Origin of the sequence: Streptomyces sp. NPDC005722 (assembly GCF_040630935.1) — a bacterium.
Classification (GTDB): domain Bacteria; phylum Actinomycetota; class Actinomycetes; order Streptomycetales; family Streptomycetaceae; genus Actinacidiphila.
On record NZ_JBEXYN010000046.1, the window covers coordinates 12,154 to 33,174 of the forward strand.

At 67.4% G+C, this 21,021-nt stretch carries 15 protein-coding genes and 2 CRISPR repeat arrays; of the genes, 4 read left to right on the forward strand and 11 right to left on the reverse strand.

Features of this window, described 5'->3' with window-relative positions:
* Positions 1 to 9: 9 nt before the first annotated feature.
* From ABZ479_RS34380 to ABZ479_RS34405, 6 genes are all read right to left on the reverse strand, one after another.
* Positions 10 to 546, reverse strand: a complete 537-nt coding sequence (locus tag ABZ479_RS34380; RefSeq protein ID WP_500465205.1) for a GAF domain-containing protein — start codon at positions 544 to 546, stop codon at positions 10 to 12.
* Positions 543 to 1,160 (reverse strand): GTP-binding protein, encoded by a 618-nt coding sequence (locus tag ABZ479_RS34385; protein ID WP_500465206.1) that lies wholly within the window; start codon positions 1,158 to 1,160, stop codon positions 543 to 545. Before ABZ479_RS34385 ends, ABZ479_RS34380 begins: the two co-directional genes overlap by 4 nt.
* Positions 1,135 to 1,500, reverse strand: a complete 366-nt coding sequence (locus ABZ479_RS34390; protein ID WP_500465207.1) for a DUF742 domain-containing protein — start codon at positions 1,498 to 1,500, stop codon at positions 1,135 to 1,137. The genes ABZ479_RS34385 and ABZ479_RS34390 overlap by 26 nt, the downstream gene beginning before the upstream one ends.
* Positions 1,501 to 1,510: 10 nt before the next feature.
* The gene (locus ABZ479_RS34395; protein ID WP_500465208.1) at positions 1,511 to 1,960 is read right to left on the reverse strand and encodes a roadblock/LC7 domain-containing protein; all 450 of its coding nucleotides are present in this window, start codon (positions 1,958 to 1,960) and stop codon (positions 1,511 to 1,513) included.
* Positions 1,961 to 1,999: 39 nt separating this feature from the next.
* Entirely contained in the window at positions 2,000 to 3,451 is a 1,452-nt protein-coding gene (locus tag ABZ479_RS34400) for an ATP-binding protein (protein WP_500465209.1), read from the reverse strand.
* Between the two features lie 1,925 nt (positions 3,452 to 5,376).
* A complete protein-coding gene (locus ABZ479_RS34405; RefSeq protein WP_500465210.1) occupies positions 5,377 to 5,883 on the reverse strand; it encodes an ATP-binding protein in 507 nt (168 codons plus the stop codon).
* Between the two features lie 302 nt (positions 5,884 to 6,185).
* On the opposite strand from ABZ479_RS34405, the gene ABZ479_RS34410 reads away from it, so the two are divergent.
* The 3 genes from ABZ479_RS34410 to ABZ479_RS34420 all read left to right on the forward strand — a co-directional run bounded on the left by ABZ479_RS34410 (position 6,186) and on the right by ABZ479_RS34420 (position 9,725).
* Complete coding sequence (locus ABZ479_RS34410; RefSeq protein ID WP_500465211.1) at positions 6,186 to 7,562, forward strand: helix-turn-helix domain-containing protein; 1,377 nt, start codon at positions 6,186 to 6,188, stop codon at positions 7,560 to 7,562.
* Between the two features lie 33 nt (positions 7,563 to 7,595).
* Complete coding sequence (locus ABZ479_RS34415; RefSeq protein ID WP_500465212.1) at positions 7,596 to 8,501, forward strand: phosphotransferase family protein; 906 nt, start codon at positions 7,596 to 7,598, stop codon at positions 8,499 to 8,501.
* A 234-nt stretch (positions 8,502 to 8,735) separates the two neighbouring features.
* Positions 8,736 to 9,725: a 5'-nucleotidase gene (locus tag ABZ479_RS34420; RefSeq protein ID WP_500465213.1), complete on the forward strand. Its 990-nt coding sequence runs from the start codon at positions 8,736 to 8,738 to the stop codon at positions 9,723 to 9,725.
* 70 nt (positions 9,726 to 9,795) lie between these two features.
* On the opposite strand, the gene ABZ479_RS34425 is transcribed toward ABZ479_RS34420, so the two are convergent.
* Positions 9,796 to 10,860, reverse strand: a complete 1,065-nt coding sequence (locus tag ABZ479_RS34425) for a response regulator (RefSeq protein WP_500465214.1) — start codon at positions 10,858 to 10,860, stop codon at positions 9,796 to 9,798.
* Positions 10,853 to 11,110: a hypothetical protein gene (locus ABZ479_RS34430; RefSeq protein ID WP_500465215.1), complete on the reverse strand. Its 258-nt coding sequence runs from the start codon at positions 11,108 to 11,110 to the stop codon at positions 10,853 to 10,855. The genes ABZ479_RS34425 and ABZ479_RS34430 overlap by 8 nt, the downstream gene beginning before the upstream one ends.
* A gap of 467 nt (positions 11,111 to 11,577) precedes the next feature.
* On the opposite strand from ABZ479_RS34430, the gene ABZ479_RS34435 reads away from it, so the two are divergent.
* Positions 11,578 to 13,791 (forward strand): DUF262 domain-containing protein, encoded by a 2,214-nt coding sequence (locus ABZ479_RS34435; RefSeq protein WP_500465216.1) that lies wholly within the window; start codon positions 11,578 to 11,580, stop codon positions 13,789 to 13,791.
* Between the two features lie 454 nt (positions 13,792 to 14,245).
* Positions 14,246 to 14,946: direct repeats of the CRISPR family, unit length 29 nt; unit sequence CGGACCACCCCCGCCTGCGCGGGAAGGAC.
* A gap of 118 nt (positions 14,947 to 15,064) precedes the next feature.
* On the opposite strand, the gene ABZ479_RS34440 is transcribed toward ABZ479_RS34435, so the two are convergent.
* The 3 genes from ABZ479_RS34440 to ABZ479_RS34450 all read right to left on the reverse strand — a co-directional run bounded on the left by ABZ479_RS34440 (position 15,065) and on the right by ABZ479_RS34450 (position 21,003).
* Entirely contained in the window at positions 15,065 to 15,385 is a 321-nt protein-coding gene (locus tag ABZ479_RS34440) for a hypothetical protein (protein ID WP_500465217.1), read from the reverse strand.
* A gap of 373 nt (positions 15,386 to 15,758) precedes the next feature.
* A complete protein-coding gene (locus ABZ479_RS34445; RefSeq protein WP_500465218.1) occupies positions 15,759 to 15,950 on the reverse strand; it encodes an HIT family protein in 192 nt (63 codons plus the stop codon).
* 33 nt (positions 15,951 to 15,983) lie between these two features.
* Positions 15,984 to 16,562: direct repeats of the CRISPR family, unit length 29 nt; unit sequence CGGACCACCCCCGCCTGCGCGGGAAGGAC.
* Between the two features lie 646 nt (positions 16,563 to 17,208).
* Positions 17,209 to 21,003: a hypothetical protein gene (locus ABZ479_RS34450; protein WP_500465219.1), complete on the reverse strand. Its 3,795-nt coding sequence runs from the start codon at positions 21,001 to 21,003 to the stop codon at positions 17,209 to 17,211.
* Positions 21,004 to 21,021: the final 18 nt, after the last annotated feature.

Below are 21,021 nucleotides of genomic sequence, written 5' to 3' on the forward strand. Positions count from 1 at the left end.
GTGGCAGGGCTAGGGGGTGTGGGGCTGTTGGTGTGCGGCTCGCTGGTAGAGGTGGGCCATGACTTCGTCGCGGATCTTGTTGACCAGGGCCAGTGAGTCCTGGCCGGTTTCCTGGGGCTTTTCGTCGGGTCCGACCGCGCAGACGGTGCCGAGGACGATGCCGTCGTGGATGAGGGGTGCGCCGGCGTAGGTGCGGATCCCGAGCAGGTCGACCACGGGGTCGCCGGCGAAGCGCGGGGCGGCGAACACGTCCGGGAGGACCAGCGGCTTCGCTCGGTCGACGACGGCGCGGCAGAATCCGTGGTGGAGGGGCATGGTGCGGCCCACGAGGGGGGCGTCGGGGCTGTTGGGGGCGTGCAGGCCGACGAACTGCTGCTGGTGCGGGGTGAAGACGTTGACCATGGCGAAGGGCACGCCTGCTGCTTGGGCCAGCCGGACTGCGAATGCGTCGAGTTCGGGGTCGGCGTCTCCGGTGAGTCCGAGCTCCTGCTGCACTTGGGTACGGCGCTGCTCTGTTGGGGTGTGTTGGTGGTCGGTGGGGGTCATGCGGGTGCTCCGTGGGGGGTGAGGGAACGGGGGGTGGTGGCAGTGAGGGCGTGGGTGACCAGGGCGATGGCCACGGTGAGGACCGCGTGCCGGTTGCGGGCGTCGCAGGTGAGGACGGGCACGGTTGCCGGGATTTCCAGTGCGTCGCGGACCTCGTCGTCGCGGTACTGGTTGCTGTTGGCGAACTGGTTGACGGCGATGACGAAGGGGATGTTGCGTTCTTCGAAGTAGCCGATGGCGGCGAAGGATTTCTCCACGTGCCGGGTGTCGACCAGGACCACGGCGCCGATGGCGCCGTGGCACAGGTCGTCCCACATGAACCAGAAGCGCTGCTGGCCTGGGGTCCCGAACAGGAACAAGATCATCGGCTGGGGGTGGGTGAAGGTGATCCGCCCGAAGTCCATGGCCACCGTGGTGGTCGTCTTGTCGCTGATGCCGTCCAGGTTGTCGGTGTCCTGGCCGGCGTCGGTGAGGACTTCTTCGGTGACGAGCGGGGGGATTTCGCTGAGGGCGCCGACGAAGGTGGTCTTGCCGACGCCGAAGCCCCCGGCGATCACGATTTTCAGCTCGTCTGGCGCAGGTAGACGGTCAGACGAGGGACTTGAGTCCGGCAAGGACGGCCTCCAGAAGCTGCGGGTCGGTGCCCGGATTGGTCCGGGGCGTAGGGGCGTTGAGGGTCACCGCGCGGGCGTCGAGAAGATCACCGATGAGGATCTTGGTCACCTGCACCGGGTGGCCTGATCGGGCGGCAAGCTCGGCGACCGAGCGCGGGTGGCCACTGCAGTGCAGCAGCAGGGCCTCACACTCCGGGGTGAGCACCGCGCCCATCGCGGCCGGTCTGCTGCAGAGCAGGGAGGTCAGGCTGAGGTCATACTGCGGTTGGGTGCGGCCTCCGGTGACGGCGTAGGGGCGGACATCGCCTAATCGGCTGTCGGCCCACGCGTCGCTGGGCACCGCCGGCACGTCACTGCCCCCGCCCGGCCGGCTGGCTGTCGCGGGCTGGGACCGCCAGCTGCGTCCCCAGGCCCTTGATCACCCTTGCCATCTCGAAACCCACCTGCCCCGGGGCCGCCTCTGGGGTGGTCACGACGCCCAGCAGCGTGCCGACCATGCGGGGGTTCGTGGCGTCGCCTTCCGCGCTCATCACGAACAGAGCACCGGCGTCATGCTCCACCGCGACCTGGCGCACCCCTCCCGGACAGGTGATGAAGGCGCCGCGCGCCAGCGAGTGCAGACCTGTCATCAGCGCGGCCAGCTTGTCCGCTTCCGAGGCATCCTGGTCGGTCCACGCGATTTTCAGGCCGTCACCGGTGGCCAGCAGCACACGCTGCGTACCCGGCACCCGGCTCATCAGATCGGTCAGCAGGCCGCCCGCCTCATTGCGAGCCGAACCGTTGCCAGGGGTGACGTCCATGAGAAATCTCCTGCCAGGTCGTGGGGGTGAGAGAGGGAATCACTGGTTGCTCGGGCCGGGCTCGCGCGCAGCGAACCGGGCCATGAAGTCGTGTGCGGGAGTGCCGGCGGTCCCCTGGGGTGCGGGGGCCGGGCGCGGGGGCACCCGCTCCTGCGGGAGGGAGCTTCGCCGGACCAGCGGCGGCCGGTGCCCGTCGCTACCGGTCGCATCGGGGGTCTGACGGCCGGAAGGAGGCGGTGAAGCGCCAGGCGAGGAGGAGGCATCACCCCGGCGAGGAAGCCGCGGCGGCGGCGCAGGCTGCCGGGAAGTAACAGAGGAGCTCCCGAGCGGTGACGGCTGGGGAGCCGCCGGGGCCGGCAGGCGCAGCTCTGTGGTGGCGTCTACCGGCTCCGCACCGTGCTGCAGCAGCAGCGCTTCGGGGATGGCGACGATCGCCTGGACACCACCCCAAAGGCTCGGCCGCAGTTGCACATCGATGCGGTACCGCCGGGCCAGCAGAGCGGCCACCAGCAGCCCGATCTGCCCATCCCTGACCCTGGCGCGCCGGTCCACCGCTTCCGGCCTGGCCAACAGGTCATTGAGTACGGCGCGCTTGTGATCCGGTATGCCGCCGCCGCGGTCCAGGACCTCAATCAGCAACCCGCCGCGAACCTGCGTGGTGTACACCTCCACCTTGTCGGTGGAATAGCGTGCGGCGTTGTCCATGATCTCGGCCAGCAGGTGCACCACGCTCGGGCTCACATAGCCCGGCAGGGCGAACGGCCGGCTGGGCTGATGGGGCTGCGCGATCCGGACCCGGGGGTAGTGCTCGATCTCGGCCACCGCACGCCGCAGCGCCGTGGCGACCAGTAGCGGTTGCGCGTCCCGAGGCGGAAGACTGCCGCCCAGGACCGCGAGGCTTTCCCCGGCCCGGCGCATCTGCGTGAGCAGATGATCGACCTGGAACAGCTCGTGAAGAAGGTCCGGGTCCTCCACACTGCGCTCTACCCGCTCGATCAGAGCAATACCGCGGTTGACCAAGCTCTGCATGCGGGGAGTGATCGAGCGCGACAGATCTGCCAGCTCCGCCTCGGCCGTCCACGCCTGGTGCTGCTGCTCGGCCGCCCGCAACACCGCCCGGCATCCCTCGGCCAGCGCGTAGCGCAGATTCGCCGGTACGTCCGTGCACAGGTCCCCAGAATCCACCGGCGCAATCGCAGGCTCGCCGCTGGCAAACTGTCCCTGGGCGGCCTGCTCCACCGCCCACGCGACCTGCCTCCTGCCCACGGCGACGGTGTCAGCAGCGTCCTGCAGCGCCTGGTGCAGCAGGTCTCGCTCGCACGTGAGCCGGCCGATGTGGTCGGCAGTCCGATTCCGGGCCTCGAGGCGGCGTATGCAGGCCCAGACACCTACGGCCAGGACCAGTGCACCCGAGGCCGCTGCTGCTACCGGCGCCGGGGCGATGCTCAGGCTGTCCGCCAGCCACCCGCCACCAACCGCTGCGCTCGTCAAGGCAGCGACCATTACCCCAGGCACGGCCGTGACCGTTCCTGCGGACCCTGCACCGTGTGCTCGGCGGCGCCGGCCAGACGCTCCGCGCGGGCGGGAGACGCGATCAGACACCGGACACCTCACGCACCACGTGACCAGAGCACCGGGGGACGGGCGTGCGAAGGCGTGAACGGGTCCGGCTCAAGCTTTCGTACAGGGCCCTGGCGTCGGTGAGCGCAGCCTGAGCCTGGAGGCCGTCGAAGAGCCAGAAGCGGCTGCCGCAACGGGCCGGGCCGGACCCCAGGAGCTCGGCGCAGTCCCAGCGCCACCCCGGCAAGCACCGCGAATGCGGCGCCTGCCACACCTTCGCGGTCCCCGCGGGCACGGGGATCAGCAAGAACCTGTGCAGCGGGCAGCACAGAATGGGCCCCACCGTCGTCACCGGCTGGACACGTAACGCCTCAACGGCAGGCAGGCCGACGCCCATCGCCGTGGCCACGACGTCGTGCTGTGGGGGCAGCCCTGCCGGACGTGGCAACTCGGACAGAGCGAGTTGCCAGGGCTTGATCGTGCGGGTTGTGGATGTCATCGAAGCTCCGGTCGGGACGGACACGGCCGTCCATGGTGGACAGGGAGGCGGTCTTCTCAGTGGTGGGGCAGCCACGTGGCCAGGAAGGTCATCACGAGCGCGAGTGCGAACACGACGATGCGTAGGACCCTCACGTGTTTCGCGTTCACGACAGGCATCTCCTGGGTTGGACTGGGCGGGTGCCCCGCGCCGACGACGCGCAAGGTGGGGGTGCGACGTCGGCACGGGGTCTTGCCACGTCCTGGATCCGTCAGGGGGAAACGGAGCCGCGACGCGTCGGACGCTGTCGGCCGTGCGTCCTAGCTGCCCGGTGGGGCGGGCAGCGGTCTAAGGTGAGGGCGTCCCGGCTGGCCCTCGGGGCAGCAGAGCAGGAGGCCGGGCACGATGCACCGGGTGGATGTCCCTCATGCGTGCCACGCCTGGCGTCGAGTCGCCGCCCAGGCGGTGAAGCGTGTCGGGTTCGGCAGCCGCCAGTTCCGTGAGGTCGACTGGTTCACACCCATGCAAGCTGACGACGTATCGCGCGGCCAACGTCCACGAGATCCGCGGGTCGTCATGACCCACGAGTTCCAGGCCCGCTGCAGTCCCTGAAGGGAGCGGCTGCAGAGTGGCGGGGTCGTAAACCACACCCGCCACTCCCCACGTTGGGCAGTAGCTGACGAGCGCCGCCGCATAGGAGCCTCGCAGATGCGGACAGAAAGCCACGGACTGCACTGCACATGGCAAACACACCGGTCCGGCAGTGGTCCTCTCGCCCTCCGCGATCGGCTGCTCGCCATGCGCCCGCAACAGAAACAGATGCCGGCCATCGGCCCTTGCGAAGGTACTCACGCCACAGACCTGGCACAGCATGTACTGCAGGCATCGGCGCTGGCGCCGCGAGTGGATGCCAGCAAAGTGGGGCCGCCCGCGGCCTGGAGCGATCGGTTGCCGGACCCACAGCACCTCGTCGCACAGGTCGGCCACGGGATCTTCGTGCACGTAACCAAGACGCGCTCCGTTGCGACCCGGACGAATTGTCACCGGTGGCACCTGCGGTGTCTCGGCTGTCCACGCAACCACATACGGGACACGCAGCCCATTGCTGAGGAACGTCGCCGGCGTCATGACATCGCTCCGTGCACCGAGAGCGACAATGCCGTTGCCTGACGATGACGCCGTGCACCGGTCATCGAAGAGCTGCCCGCCGGGCACGTCATGTGTCGCGGCTTAGGAATCTCGAGCGCACACAGCAGAGGCATTGACGAGAACAACAGAAGAGAACGCCGAGGCGGTGTGATCACAGGTTCGCTTTCGGTTGCGGGGATCCAAGACGATGGGCTGTCCCCTGGAGGGGGAGGGCGGTTGCTACCTGTGCTCACGCTGGCCGCGACAGTACGGCGCTGGTCTGGTGGCAGCGAAAGAACGCCCATGTGTCTTTTCCTCGGGGGGCGCCGTGGCGCCAGCAGGGGACGGTCAACCAGCTGTCCGCGAGGGCAGTGACCAGCATCAGGCCGCGTCCGTGCGTTGCGGTCACTGAAGGATTCGTCGGAGCCAGAGAAACCGCATTGGAGTCGTCGGTGACCGCGACACCCAGGGCGAATTCCGGCTTGAGCGAGAGGGCCACTTCGATCAGTTCACCCTCGCCTGACGGTCGTGACCTCCCATGGAGCACCGCATTGGTGGCCAGTTCGCTGACTGTGAGCACAACTCGCTGAGCTAAGTCCTCGCCTGGCGGAAAGCCCCATGAGACGAGCTGCTTTTCTGCGAAGCGGCGGGCTTCGCCCACGGAGCTTGCTGCGCTATCCAGGCGAACCGAGACGCGATCGACCCCCTCCCCGGACGCCAACGCATTCAGGAACTCTCTGCTGGTCGACGCCGTCATACTGTCCACCTCCTGGGTTGTGGCCTGACCGGGACGAGCCCCGTTCCTGTGACCAAGACAAAGCGCCCGCTGAGTGCAAACGGGGTGTCGGGAGTCCGTGCGAGGAGTAGCTGCGTGCGAGACCAGAAAGGTGCTCCCATGGCGGCCAGGCAGGCAAGCAGCGCTAGTCACTGATCAGTCGCTTCGGAGCAATGAAGTCACTGATTCTTGTCCAGACCGGGGAAAGCCTCACTGTTTGGCAGCAGCATTGACGGCCCGTCACTACCCTTTTTGCCACGGGACCATCGAACGAAGGAGGGCTGATGCCACAGGCGGCGCACCCACCATCCTGTGCCAAGCAGCTCCGGGAAGCATCCAGCCGACGGGGCGCCTCAGACCAGCAGATCGCTCGAATTATCCGCGCGCACTGCGGGGTGTCTGAACTACGCGCACAGCGCCTCGCGCGAGGCCTCACCTTGAAGCAGGCCGCTGAAGGTCTCAACCGCCTTGGAGAAGGTCGCGCCGATGCACCGCGGACCGACGGCGATCAGCTGGGACACTGGGAGTCAGGCCGTCGACCGCGCAGGAACACCGTCGAACTGCTCTGCGAGTTTTACGACTCCACCGCGGCGGACATCGGGTTCGCACCCAGCGCCATGTCGCCCACCAGCGTTCCCGCCACAAGAGAGCCGACCCGGCGCTCACCCTGGAAAGCGTCCACCGACACCGAAAACCTAGCGCAGCAAGTCGACGCAGCCAGGTGGTCCGTGGACCGTACCCTCACAGCCGGAACCGTCAGCGCGACGCAGCTCGACTTGCTGGACGAGCAGGTGCTCTGGGTCCGCGAGCAGTACGTCTATACTCCGCCGACGCCCATGATCGAAATCTTGCTCCGGCACCTGGCGGAAGTCGACGAACTCTCCTCCCACCGGCAGCCAGCAGCCATGCAGGTCCGACTCTCGGAGCTGCTGGCCATGCTTGCCACGTTGGTCGCCGATGCCCTCATGAAGCTGGGACAACTGCCCAGATCGCAGTCCTGGTACGCGACCGCTCGCAATGCCGCTGACGACAGCGGGAATACAGAGCTGCGGGCACGGGTCAGGGCACAGGCCGCAATGCTCCCCTTCTACTACGGCCCCCTCGATGCGGCCGTGAGCCTGGCACGGGAAGCACGGATCATCTGCCGGGGCAGACCCTCTGCCACCGCGGCGTTCGCCGCCGCGGCCGAAGCCCGGGCCCTGGCGAAAATGGGAGAGGCTGTCGGTGCGGACGTAGCGCTGCGCCACGCAGCTTCAGCATTCGAGCAAAGCGGAGCCGGCGGGCTGGCCGACAACGACGCGTTCGGCTTCCCCGAGCGGCGCTTCCTGCTCTACGAGAGCGGAACGCTCACCTCCCTGGGCCACACAAGTCGAGCCCGGCGCACACAGGACGCGGCACTGCGCCTCTACCCAGTCAGGACCGGCATCGACCCAGCCCTCCTCAGCCTGGAAACGGCCATCTGCTTGGCCCAGGAGCGCAGCGCAACGGAGGCCTGTCAGGTTGCCGGGACCGCGATTCTGCGGATTACTCCAGCGCACCGCACGCCCATTGTGGAGCAGCGCGCTCACGAGGTGATTCAGACCTTGCCCCCAGGGATACGGGACGGGCGCGCGGTACGTGAGCTTCGTGACATCTTGGCGCTTCCTCCCGGACAGGTGTGACACCGGCACGGAAAGTCAGCGAGCCTGGGTGTCATGACAGACACGACGCTGACCCCCGGCGGGTTTGACGAGGTTGAGATGCGGCGCGTGCTGGACCGAGGCTGCGCGATTGCCGGCCTCGACACCACCGACGCACGCCTCTTGCGCGGACACACCAACGCCGTCGTCCACCTCAAAGCGGAGAACGTCGTCGTCAAGATCGCCAGGAAGGGCTCGCCGATCGAGCACGTGACGCGCACTGTCACATTTGTCCACTGGCTTACGGAAGCCGGATTCCCCACGGCCCCTCTGCACCCAGTCGACCAACCTATCGTCGTCGATCAACACGCGATCACCTTCTGGACCTACCTCCCCCAGCCGAATCACCCCGTCGCCGCGGCCCAATTGGCCAAACCCCTCTACGCCCTGCACACGCTGCCGGCTCCGCCCATGGACCTTCCTGCGCACGACAACATCGCAGCGATCCACCGATCGCTGACAGCTATCACATGCCTTCCCGACCAGGAAATTCTCTTCCTCACTGAACTCGCCAATCGGCTCCAGTCAGACCTGAGCGAGGTGGAATTTGCACTAGCGCAAGGAGTGATCCAAGGCGATCCACAACACCGCAACGCCCTGCACGCTGGCGCCGGCGAGACCGTCCTCTGCGACTGGGACACCGCAGCCATCGGCCAGCCTGAGTGGGACCTGGTCACCGTCGAGGTTCACTGCAGGCGTTTCGGTCACGGGCAGGCCCACTATGCGGCATTTGCAGACGCATACGGTTGGGACGTGACCCGCTGGTCGGGATACCGCACACTGACGGCGATCCGCGAGCTACGGATGATCACCACGAATGCCCGTAAGGTCCACCACAACCCGAGCAGCCTGCAAGAAGTGCGGCGACGTGTTGAGGGTCTACACCGTCAGGAATGGCAAGCGCGATGGAACATCCTCTGACATAGATCGCCTAAAGGGCGTTGCGGCCGCCGTTGCCGTACGGACCACCCCGCCTACGCAGGAAGGACCTCAGGCGCGTGTCCCCGTCAGCGTCGATCACCGGACCACCCCCGCCTGCGCGGGAAGGGCATCCCCCGCGAGGACCTCGACCGGCTCGACTACGGACCACCCCCGCCTGCGCGCACGCCCCGTTGTGCCCGTCACCCGGCAACACCCCTGGATGTCATGATTGGGATGTTTGTGCGATCTGATGCGGGGAGAGTTGTGCCTTACGAACTTGCGGGCCGTCTGGTTGTCGGGGTCGCTTCCAGTGCGTTGTTCGATCTGGAGGAGGCGGATGCTGTTTTTCGGGAGCATGGGGAGGAGGTCTACCGTGCCTACCAGGAGGACCATCTGGACGACACCCTGGGCAAGGGAGTCGCCTTCTCCTTCATCCGCAGGCTGCTGTCCCTGAACGATTTGAGCTCCCCCGATGATCCCCTGGTTGAGGTTATCGTCCTGTCCCGAAATGATCCCGACACTGGTCTGCGGGTCATGCGATCCATTCAGTCCCACGGCTTGCCGATCAGCCGCGCCATCTTCATGCAGGGACGCTCGCCCCACCGGTTCATTCCTGCCTTGAACATGTCACTGTTCCTGTCCGCGAGCGAGACCGACGTCCGAGAAGCCGTCGCTCTCGGCCTGCCGGCAGGTCGCGTCCTCGGGTCCGCGGTGGCCGATGACTCCGAGGACCAGGATCTGCGGATCGCTTTCGACTTCGACGGCGTCCTTGCCGATGATTCTTCGGAACAGGTCTTCCAGTCCGACGGCATCGAGGGATTCCGTTCCCACGAGACGATGAATGCCGACACTCCGCACGCCCCTGGACCGCTGAGGGACTTCCTTGCCAGCGTCAACCGGCTGCAGCAGCGGGAAGAAGAAGAGCGAGCCAAGGACGCGGACTACAAGATCCGCGTTCGGGTCTCGCTCGTCACTGCCCGCAACGCCCCTGCCCACGAACGTGCAGTGCGCAGCCTGAAGGGCTGGGGTGTGACCGTCAACGATGCCTTTTTCCTCGGCGGTATAGACAAGAGCAGGATCATGGGGGTGCTCAAGCCCCACATTTTCTTCGATGACCAGGTCAGCCACCTGGCCGGCACGTCCCCGAGCACACCCAGCGTGCACATCCCCTTTGGGGCAATGAACGAGAGGGGCAGCGCAGCGCCTGTCGAAGAGAGCAGTTGAGGCCTGCGCCGGGATGGCCAAGGCTCGGAAGAGCCCTGACCAGGTGCGGCGTGGGAGCCCGGCCCAAGTGTTACGGGGTATGTCGCTCTAGATAGATGGTGGTGAAGACGGCAACCTTGGCGCGCAGGACCCAAGGGTCGAAAGGTTTTCCGATGTAGTCGACGGCGCCGGCCGCGTACCCGCGGGCTGAGTGTTCCGCGCCCACCCCCATGGCGGTCAGGAAGATGATGGGGACATCCCGCGTGCGGGGACGGCGCTTGATGTGAGCACAGGTCTCATATCCATCCATTTCCGGCATCTGTACGTCCATGATGATGACCGCGAAGTCGTCGTAGTCGAGGAGCGCCTTGAGTGCTTCCTGCCCAGACGACACGGTGACCAATTCCTGGTCGAGCGTGGACAAGACGGCGGTCATCGCGAGCAGGTTGTCCGGCTGATCGTCAACGATCAGGATCCTGGGCATACCCGGAGGCGCGACGGGCAGCTTCGCTGCCGCAGCCTCCTGCACGGCATCCAACTGGCGTTCGAGGAGATTGCAGCGGTCCTCCGCGGCAGCACGCTGAGCCTGCGCCTCCTGAAGGTCCGCTCCAAGCCGCTCGACTTCCCGCTGGAGCACGTCACGCTCGGCAATGAGACCAGACACATCCGCACGTTCATCCGCGCGCTTCCGCTCCTCGTTGCGTTCGGCCTCCAGCTGGTTCAGGCGCGTCTGAAGGTCCGCGATCCGCTGCTTTCTGTCCAGCAGGGCATCGCCCAGAACGTCACCGCGAACGCTGGACCGCCGGGATACCCGGTCGGCATCGGCCAGTTGCTGCTCCAGGATCTCTGTAGCGTGTCTGGGGGAGGAAGCAGCGTCCACGGCCGATCCGTACAAGCCCCGGACGAACTCGATGGCCTCGATGGTGACCGCGGTTCCGCGATGCTCGGCGACGTCCGCGAAAAGGTCGCTGATCACCTGCCAGGGTGGTAACCGCGTGCCGTTCAGGTAGCGCGAGAACGTCCCCGGGTCCCGCTGGCGCCGCGCCGCGTACCGCCGCACGGACACCTCCAGGCCCTCGAACAGTTCCCGCAGAGCCTGAGCAAGCGCACGTGACGCATCGTTGAGGCCGTCTCCCAGAGGCCGCAGCTCACCCATGGTGCTCCCTCTCTCCCCCACTGGTGTCCGCAGGCGACGGCGGCTGGAGCGTGGTGTTGTCAGAGGCGATGAGCCAGTTGAAGAACGCGACGGCAGCGCCCGCGACGGTGAGACCGGCGAGGACGCTGCGCGGCGGCCCCTCCCCGGCCAGGGCCGTCAGCCCGCCGGCTGCCACGCCGGCAAGCAAGGCAAGCAGGAACACCAGCGTCGCTCTCAGCGAGAGCAAAGGACGGTCCACCACCGACTCCATTCATTCAACCCACTTCAGGGAAGCGGGACGTGTCCCCCATCCAGCCGATTGCGGATGAGGGAATCCAGAATGAAGGAAGCCACCCGTGTTGCATCCCCGGATCGGGGAACGGCGGCGATGGAGCATTCGGCTGCAACGCCTCTATCAACTTGTCCGTGAGGCCTCCGCCCTGGTCAGGGGGACTGGAACCCTTAAACGTTGCCAGCGTGTTGCTCTGCAACGGTGCCGACTCCTGCAACGCTGCGCTCCGGGCCGACGAGCGAGGCTGCAGTTCACCTCGAGCGCTTGCAAGAAGCGTCGGGTGGGTGGGCAGATGCCTTCGACGGTGTCCAGGCCACGATGTCGGGCCACCTCGCAGACAAGCCGTCACCACGCTGGCCTCGGACCATAAGGCTGTCTGCTGTCTGTACGGCGCCGGGGAGAGTTGGGAGCATGAGAGGCGCGCCGAGCAGTGGGGGAGTGGTGGCATGGCTGCAGACGAGATCAAGTCACAGGGTTTCAGCCTGAAGGAACTCTTCCGTGAAGTGACCTATGAGATCGACTACTACCAGCGCGACTACGCCTGGGGCGAGGACGAGGTACGCACCCTGCTGCGGGATCTGTGCGACACGTTCAAGGCGTGGTCGACGGACCCAGTCCTTCTGCGCCGGCCGCACACCGCGCCGCAGTACTTTCTGGGCCCGTTCGTCTATCACGAGCCGTCCAAGCACCGGCGCTACCTCGTCGACGGGCAGCAGCGGTTCGTCACGCTGCACCTGATCTTTGTACAGCTGCGGTTGTGGGCACAGGAAGCCGGATACCCCAGGTCGGTGGACCGACTCAACCGAGTGATCACCACCGACGGAGACCACTTCTCGGTCGGTATCACCGATCACGATCCCGTCCTGCGGGCCGTTACCGAGGGCCGCAAATACGAGCCAAGCCCCGGGGACTCGCTCTCCCGCCGCAATCTGTGGGCGCGCAGCCAGCAGATCGAGTCTCAGCTGGTGGAAGAGCTGGATGCGGAAAAGCTCCACCTGTTCACCGAGTGGCTGCTGGACCGGGTGGCCCTGGTCGGCATACGGGCGGCTGATGCCGATCACGGCTACCGGATGTTCGAGACGATGAACGACCGCGGCGCCCGCCTCACCGCCGTCGACCTCCTCAAGAGCCACCTGCTGTCCAATGTCGGATCAGGCGAGGACCAGCTGAACACCCAGTGGCACGAAATGCTGCGAGAGCTGACGACCGACCGAGAGGATCCCACCGCAGCATCCCGTTTCATCAAGGCGTACCTCCTGGCCCGCTGCGCACGCGAGGGCCGGGACGACGACCGCCAGCAGATCACGACCAACCTCAACGTGTGGGTCCGCCATAACGCCGCACATCTGGGACTGGCCCCCGAACGCCCGGACAACTTCATGCAGTTCGCCCGGAATCTGCTCAATACCGCTAGACTGTACCGCCCCTTCCTCGCTGCCAGCCGTGCACTCAAGAAGGACGGCGACCGCCTCGAGACGGTGCTCTTCAACGAACGCAACGGCCTCGGCGCCCAGACCGTCGCCATCCTCGCCGCCATCCACCCCGACGACCAGCCTTCCCAAGCCAAGGACAAAGGCCGACTCGTCGCCGCCTACATCGACCGCTGGTACGCCCTCAGGGTCCTGCAGGACCTTCCCGTCCAGTCAGCCGACGCCGAGACGCTGGTCCACGTCACGCTTGTTCCGCTCTTGCGCAGGTGCCGCAGCGTTGCCGAACTCACGACTACGCTCGGCGACCTCGTCGAGGCGGACGGCGGCTCGATACGCGACGCGGTCACGTTGGGACTGCGAGGCAACAACTCCCACCAGATCCGCTACCTGCTGGCCCGAGCCACCGCTTACGCCGAAGAGGCCTGCCAGCGGCCGCACGACGTGCTCGCCTACCTCGACCGGGACCGCTTCCACATCGAGCACCTCTGGGCGAACCACCACTACCGGGTGGAGCAGGAGATACCCGATGGGGTCGTCTTCCGCAGCCGGCGCAACCAACTCGGTGGTCTCGGGCTGCTGATGGGTCGCGAGAACTCCAGCATCAACGACCTGCCCCTCAACGACAAAGTCACCTATTACGCCCGCAGCAACGTCCTACTGGGCATCATCGCCCCCGGCTACGACCGCAGGAACCCGCTGCTGCGCGAGTTCATCAAAACCCACCAGCTCGACAAGCTCCTCAGATCATTCGGACCTCAGGAAGCCATGACCTCGGTCGTCCAGACGCGACAGGATTTGTACCTGCGGCTGTTCGAACACATCTGGAACCCCACTCGTCTCGGCCTACCCGCCGGTACACAAACTGGGCAGAACGGCCTTCCGGACACGGCCGCGCCCGGCCGCCCGCCGACAGCACGGCGCAGGGCGACCGCCGGAGGCAGGCGCACGGACGTTGCCAGAATGATCGATGCTCAGGTGCTGGAAGCCGGAACGCGGATCGTCCTCACCTACCGTTCCACCGAGCACTGGGCGACCATCGACGAAAACGGCGGCATCGTCCTCGCCGCGATCGGAGGCACCCCCTACGGCCGGGTAGACGAAGCTGGCGCCGTCGTTCGCGGTACCAAGACCTGTCAAGGCATGAACGAATGGCATGTCGAGGACGAGATGGGAGCGCGCGTCAGCCTGCGGACCTTGCGCGACCGTGCCGCCGAAGCAGGAGCCCTGTAGCCGGGCCCAATGTGCTGATGTCGGCCGGTCTCGTTACGTGCTTGCTGGGGCTTGGCCGAGTGGGGTGTGGCGTCAGCCGGTCCTATGTGGCCTCTTTATGTGGACGCCGGTGCCAGCGGGCTGCCGCCACGGGCGGTGTGCTTCTGGGTAGCACACGGCACGTAGCCGTCGTCCCGGTCCGTCACTTCGGCGATCCAGGAATGATGGCTACGTGCCAGCACGTCAGAGTGCATCTCACCTGCGGCAACGCTTGCACCATTACCTGCGGCACTTTCTCGAGCCACGCCGCATTCCGGCTGGTCACACGGCCATTCAGTCCGGCAACGGACTCTGGCATCGATGTAGTGCGGTGAGGATGATTGCTTGCGGCGGCCTCCCTGCTCGGGTCGTCTTGGGCCGCCGTGGAGCGTGGCCGGTGTGGTGCGGTGCGGATACCGAGGTGCAGGCGCAGGAGCGGACCACCCGCGCTTGCGCGGGAAGGACTGCTCGTGCCAGTGCCGTGCCCGAGTGCAGGCCGGACCACCCCCGCTTGCGCGGGAAGGACTGTTCAACAGGCGGGCGCCCATGTCAGGCTGCCGGACCACCCCCGCTTGCGCGGGAAGGACCATCCCGTGCAACTCGCGCTCCGCATAGCCGGCGGACCACCCCCGCTTGCGCGGGAAGGACGCGGTGGCGAACACCGCGAACCTCGCCGACTCCGGACCACCCCCGCCTGCGCGGGAAGGACGCGGCTCCAGCTGGAGCCGCCGACCCTGGCCGAGGACCACCCCCGCCTGCGCGGGAAGGACAAGCGCGGCAGCAGGAACATCCTGCAAGCGAGCGGACCACCCCCGCTTGCGCGGGAAGGACTCCGCGCGGATCTCCGCGTGCGGGTACAGGGCCGGACCACCCCCGCTTGCGCGGGAAGGACGGTACGTCGAGCGCGAGGGGCGGCAGGGTCAGCGGACCACCCCCGCTTGCGCGGGAAGGACGGTGACGTGAGGCCGTTGGCCGGGCTCGCCTCCGGAACACCCCCGCTTGCGCGGGAAGGACTTGTCTTCCAGCGCGGTGAAGGACTTGGTGAGCGGACCACCCCCGCTTGCGCGGGAAGGACTCCCACGCACCGTGGGAGTCCCGCGATCACGACGGATCACCCCCGCCTGCGCGGGAAGGACGGTTCCCTAAGTCGACGAAGGCCCGCCCTGGGCTTCGGGGCGGGCCTTCTTGCTGTCCTGCATCGCACCGGCGAGGTGCACCCGGAGCCTGCCTGGGGCTCGCGCACGCCGGACGATGCTCAGTCTGCCACGGGGCCGAAGGGCGCGGGGCCTCTGCCGGTGATGCGCCAGGTCGGCGCTTGGCCGCCGTCGAGCAGGAAGTCGCTCTCTCGGCCGTCGTCGGTGCGGAGTCGGGCGCCGTTGGCCTCGATGGCCGCCCATGCGGCTGCGTCGTCGAGCCCATCGAGGGTGCCCCGCCAATGGTGGTGTACCGGCCCGTCGATAACTGGATAGGGGAGAAACTCTAGGGCCGCAGCGTCGGCCACGAGGTCCGCCTGCACGAGGCGTTCCTCGCCGTTCACGACGACAGTGACGTCGCTCTTGTACCGGTACTGAGGCATGCTCTGTCCTTCCTGCTCGGGTTGGTCGGGTTCAGGCTATGTCTGGGGGGCGGGATATGGGCGTCGGTGATGGCGGCGGTTCGCCCTGGGGTGAGGCGTTGTCCGGCGGCGGGTGGTGCGCGGTGGGCGAGGGCGCGTGCGGTGGCGAGGAGTTCCTGCCACCACGTCTCCGCCGTCGGGTGGCCTTGGTGCTCGACGCCGTCGTGGACGGGGAGGCCGAGGGCCTGGTGCAGGTCGAGGGCGAGGCGTGCCTGCACGGCGGTGACGAGGATCGGGGTGTCGACTCGGCATCTGCACGCGATGATCGCAGCGCCTGGCCCGGGCGTGTAGAGGATGTGGCGGCCGGAGGGGCATGTTGGGGTTGGCTGGTCGGTCATCGGGGCTCCTTGGTTCGGCCGCTGTACCAGGGCAGCGCAAGGCCGTCGTTGGCGGCGCGGGGCACGAGGTGCAGGTGCAGGTGAAACACGCTCTGCGTCGCCTCGCGCCCGCGGGAGGTGATGACGTTCATCGGGCGCGGCGCCCAGCGCACAAGCTCGGCAGCGCGCCGGGCTGTGGCCGCGAACACCCCTGGATCGGATGCAAAGTCGGCAACATGCGCCGGACCACCCCCGCCTGCGCGGGAAGGACATGACCGAATCCCTGGCCGACCAGCGCACCGACGGACCACCCCCGCCTCCGCGGGAAGGACCCCAGCATCGCAGCCTTCGGCCTCCAGTACGGCGGACCACCCCCGCCTGCGCGGAAAGGACCCCCGGTTGCTCAGCCGCGGTGAACCGTCCTCCGGACCACCCCCGCCTGCGCGGGAAGGACACGACCGGGACGTTCAGCTCGGTGGCGAGGATCGGACCACCCCCGCCTGCGCGGGAAGGACGCTGCTCACGACAGCCAGAAGGCCATCGACGCCGGACCACCCCCGCCTGCGCGGGAAGGACACGGAGTTCTTCGCCCGCACCCGGCGCCGGACCGGACCACCCTCGCCTGCGCGGGAAGGACACCTGGTTGGTCTTCTCGAAGCCGATGCGGAGCGGACCACCCCCGCCTGCGCGGGAGGGACGAGTCCGGGCCCAGGGTCCTGGGGACGGGGAACGGACCACCCCCGCCTGCGCGGGAAGGACCCACGTGGTGCAGTCAGGGCAGACCAGGCTGACGGACCACCCTCGCCTGCGCGGGAAGGACCGACCGGCCCAGCGTCCACAGGGACACCATCTCGGACCACCCCCCGCCTGCGCGGGAAGGAATCCTGCACGAAGGCGCGGGCGTTCGGAGACCGCGGACCACCCCCGCTCGCGCGGGAAGGACGCCTGCTCCTCGGTCGTCCATTCCAGCACGGGCGGATCGCCCCCGCTCGCGCGGGAGGAACGAAGGCTTCGACCTGGTGAAGCCCGTCTACAACGGACCACCCCCGCTCGCGCGAGAAGGACATGAGCGCCGGGGCCAGGGAGATAGCGGCCTTAGGACCACCCCTGCTCGCGCGGGAAGGATTGCGCGCCCAGACCGAACGCGCCGAGCAGTTACGGACCACTCCCGCTCGCGCGGGAAGAACGAGCTCGAACTCGAGACCGACGACAACGACAACGGTTCATCCCCGCTCGCGCGGGATGAATATAGCCAACGACCCGAAGGCGAGGGGGTGTGCGGACCACCGCGCTCGCACGGGAAGGACCAGTCGAGGCGGCGGGCCAACGCTTCGTCGGCCGGACCATCCCGCCTCTGCCGGAAGAATTCGAGCACGGTCCAGACCGCGTACGACAAGTACGGAGCGGACTACAGCGTGTGCGAAACGGGTCTGAGGAAGGCGGTGGCTTGGTTGCCGCGGTGGCTGACTATGCGGGTTTATTGGTGAGGCTGTGGGTTCTGGTCAATTTGCTGAGTGGGTTGAGGGCTTTTGGTGCGAGTTGGGGGAGGAGTGGGATTGTGTGGGTCCAGTGTTCGCTGGCCAGGAGTTCTTGGGTGAGGGTCCGGGCCGTTGATTCGTCGGGGGTGGTGTTGGTGCCTGCTGCGTGGGCGAGTGCGAGGCAGAGGCGTGTTGTGGTGTTGGGGGATGCCGGGTTGGTGGTGACTGGGACGGGGATGCCTGCCAGGTGGGTGGCGATGGCGGCGAGGGCGTTGGCGCGCGCGTGTGGGGTTGTCGCTGCGTGGGCGAGGCGCAGGGCTTCGGCGGTATCGCCTTCCACGGCTTTGAGGACGGCCAGTTCGGCGTGTGGGATCTGGTCTGGCGGGAGTGTATGGCGCCATTGATCGACCGTGTCGGCGAGGCCGGGATTTTCCGGGCAGCAGCGGAGTGTGTGCAGCAGGGCGAGGATTGCCATTGTCTGCGGGTGCCATTGCTGGCGCGGTTCGTGCACGGCAGCGCAGGCGAGGTCGAGCGCTTGACGTAGTCGTGGGCTGGGTTGCCGCGGATCGGGGAGGGCGAGGAGGAGTGCGGCGATGTGGGGGAGGGGGTTGAGGGGGCTTCCGCGTGCGATGCGCAGCATGAGCTTTTCTGCGAGGGGTTCGATGAGTTGGGTGGCTGTGGTGGGGTCGTGGTGGGCAAGTCCTGCGGCGACGGCTGTGAGTGTCTGGCGGGTCTGCGTGCGGTGCTGTCCGGCGGCCGTGGTGTTGTAAGGGGCCTGTTGCTCTGCCATGCGCACGGCGGTGGTGGTCTCGCCGGCGTGGGCCAGGGCTTGGGCGATGGTGCCGCGCAGGTCGGGATTGGGTGTGTCTGCTGCGAGGCGGGCTGCTTCCCGGGCGTACTGGCCTGCCTGGATGCCGCGCCCTGTGAGGGAGCATCCCATGGAGACGGCTGCGGCGTGTGCGGCTCGGGCTGCCGGTTCGGCGAGGGTGCAGAGCAGCTTGTCCGCCTCGGTGACATCCCCGACTGCGCCGAGGGCTTGTGCGAGAGCAGGTGTCCAGTCGGGGGTGCTGGCCGAGGGGTCCCGCACGGGTGCGCGGCGGATTGCCTTTTCCAGTCGTTCGCGGCCGAGTAGGGAATTGCCGTTGTGTAGCAGTAGCTTGGCCTCCTGCAGTAGAGCGATGTGCTCTTCCTGCTGCGTGCCGTGTTCCGGGTGATCGTTGTTCGGTTCAGCATGGGCCTGCGATGCTGCGCGGGTTCGTGACGCCTTCCCTTTGCCAGTCTGGTGGGGCGCCTTTTGATCCTGGTCGGCGGTGAGGTTGGCTTCGGCGCGCTCTGCGAGGTCGTCGCCGAGCAGGCCGGCGCGCAGGTGTTGGCGGTGGGCTGCGACCAGGCTTCTCAGGTCTTCGAGGGCGTAGCGGCCGGTCGGGGCGCTTTTCACTGCCCGGCTCAGGCGCTCCAGTGTGGTGCCGAGTTCGCGTCGCAGGTGGGCTTGGTCGGCGGGGGAGAGGGTGTCGGGGTCGGCCAGTGCGGCGGACAGCTGATCCACTGCGGTCCTCATCAGCTTGCGGACCACGGCGGGGTATTTGTGCAGGGTGGTGATGGCGATGGCGATGATGTCCAGTGCCGCCAGGCCGTCCGACGGCTCGAGGTCGTCGCAGAGCGACCTGATGCGCTCGAGGGCCCAGACGCGACGGGACGCCACATGGTGGGCAAGCACGACCCAGATATCTGCTGCTGCGGCCTTCGCCCGCATGGTGCCCATGCTCAGGTCGTCGGCTTGCGCTTCTACCGCGGCTAGCCAGTCCTGGCTGTCGTCGTGCTCGGCCAGGACACCCACGCAGGCGACCAGGGTCTCAACGGTGATCGTCCCACTGCGGACTACTGCCCGGAGTAGGGCACAAGCGGCGTCAGTCTCATGGTGTGCATGCAGTGCCCGAGCGGCTTCGGCGATTTCCTCGTACGCGTCCGCGTCCTGGGGTGGACAGGGGAAGATCCGGTCGGCACTGGTGACAGCTTCCACTGCTTCGTGTGCAATCGAGGCCGCCCCTGGCAGGCCGGCACGGCTCACTGCGACGGCGACCTGTGTCAGCCGTGCTGCCCTGGGCACGGGATCGGCTACCGAGCGGGCCAGGGTCCGGGCGCGTGCCACGTCACCGAGCTGCACGAAGAGCACCGGCGCTTCACCCGGCACCTGCCGCGTCCCCGCGAGAAGCACGGCACGAGAGACCGCGATGAGCGCGGCTGTTCCCAGTCGTTCCGGACTCGGGATCCCTTTGCGGGAGACCGCGGGTTCCGACGCGAGGGCGTCCAGCTGTGCGAGAGCGGTATCGCATCCCGCCGTGGCGGCGAGCCGTACCTGCCGACCGGGGTCGAGGACGTACTCCTCGCGGCGGGCGGGGCCGTCCAGCAGCCGGAGGTAGCCCCCTAGGAGGTAGGGAGGTGTTCCCTGTGGCCAGCTGGCGGTGCGCCAGGCGTCGGCCCATGTGTGCAGGAGTCCGGAGTGGTGCGCCAGCCCGTGGGCTCCGAGTTCCTGTCGAACCGAGCGCGCGATGTCGCCATCGCCGAGGGTGTAGGTGTCCGTGACGGGATCGTCCAGGACGATGCAGTGCCCGCCGGGGCCCTGGAGGAGACGGCTGACCTGGTCGCCGGGTACATCCGCCAGTTCTGCCAGGTCTGCGATGCGAAGGCCGCCGCCGGACAACGCGAGCAGGTTCAACACGGTCCGGCCTAGCTCGCTCGCACGCAGCCGGTCCGCTTCCGCTCGGGTCGCCTGGCCGATTTCCGCCGCCCGCTCGGAGGGACCCAAGATGCGGTGGCACTCCCGCTGCCGCAGCGGATGCCCGGCGGGGAGATCACTGGGGAGGGGTAAGGTGCGCCGGGTTGAGACAATGATCCGTAGATTGGCGTGCGGATGCGCGGGAAGCAGCGCCGCGATGCTCCTGGTTCGAACGCCCCTACGAGCCTCGTCTCCCGAGCGCTTTCCACCGTGGCTCTTATCGGGGGCGGCCCAGCCGATGTCCTCATTGAGACCATCGACGACAAGCAGCAGGACCCGTCCGTGCTTGGCGCTCTTTGCGGCCGCCCTGTTGAAAAGCGCTTCCCAGGCCACCGGGCCACGAGGAGCGTCGAAAGAGGGCCTTGTTGGGTACAGAAAAGCCTGGATCTGCTCGGCGATCTTTGCTGTGAACGCTGCTCGGGTGTTCGTGCCCCACATGTCGGAGATGAAGAAGTTCAGTACGTCAACGCCCCTGGGCCGGTTGTGCACGTAGTCGGCGAGCAGGGCGGTCTTCCCCACCTTGCGTTCCGCATGCCAGCACAGGTACGGCGGCGCGTGCGGACCGGTGGCGCGCGCGAAGGCGTTCATCGCAGCCTGTTCGTCCTGTCGGCCAGCCAAAGGGTCCTTGGCCCTCAAACGGCTGAGATGAGGTCGGAAGAAGGGCAGGTCCCCCTCCGCCCGCGCCTTGAGGAGTCCGGAGTTCCAGCCGCGCCTCTCGCTACCGTCAAGCTGGGCCTCACGCAGAACCGTCTGCCAAGCGGCGTCGCTGTAAGAGCGGTCGGTCCTCATCTGCAGCTGGTGAACCAGGGCCCAGAAGAGTTGCTCTTGTCTCTCCGTAGCGGCAGGGACAGAGATGCCGTCCCGCCAGTTCCGCAGAGTTCTCGTGGTCAGTTGACCGCCTGCAACAACAGCACAGGCCTCCCGCAGGTTGAGGCTTGATTCCTTCAGGAGATCTCTCAGCATCCGGCCGAGGCGCTCCCGTGAGCTTTCGTCCTCCGAACCCGGCATCGCACTGTCCCCCCGTTG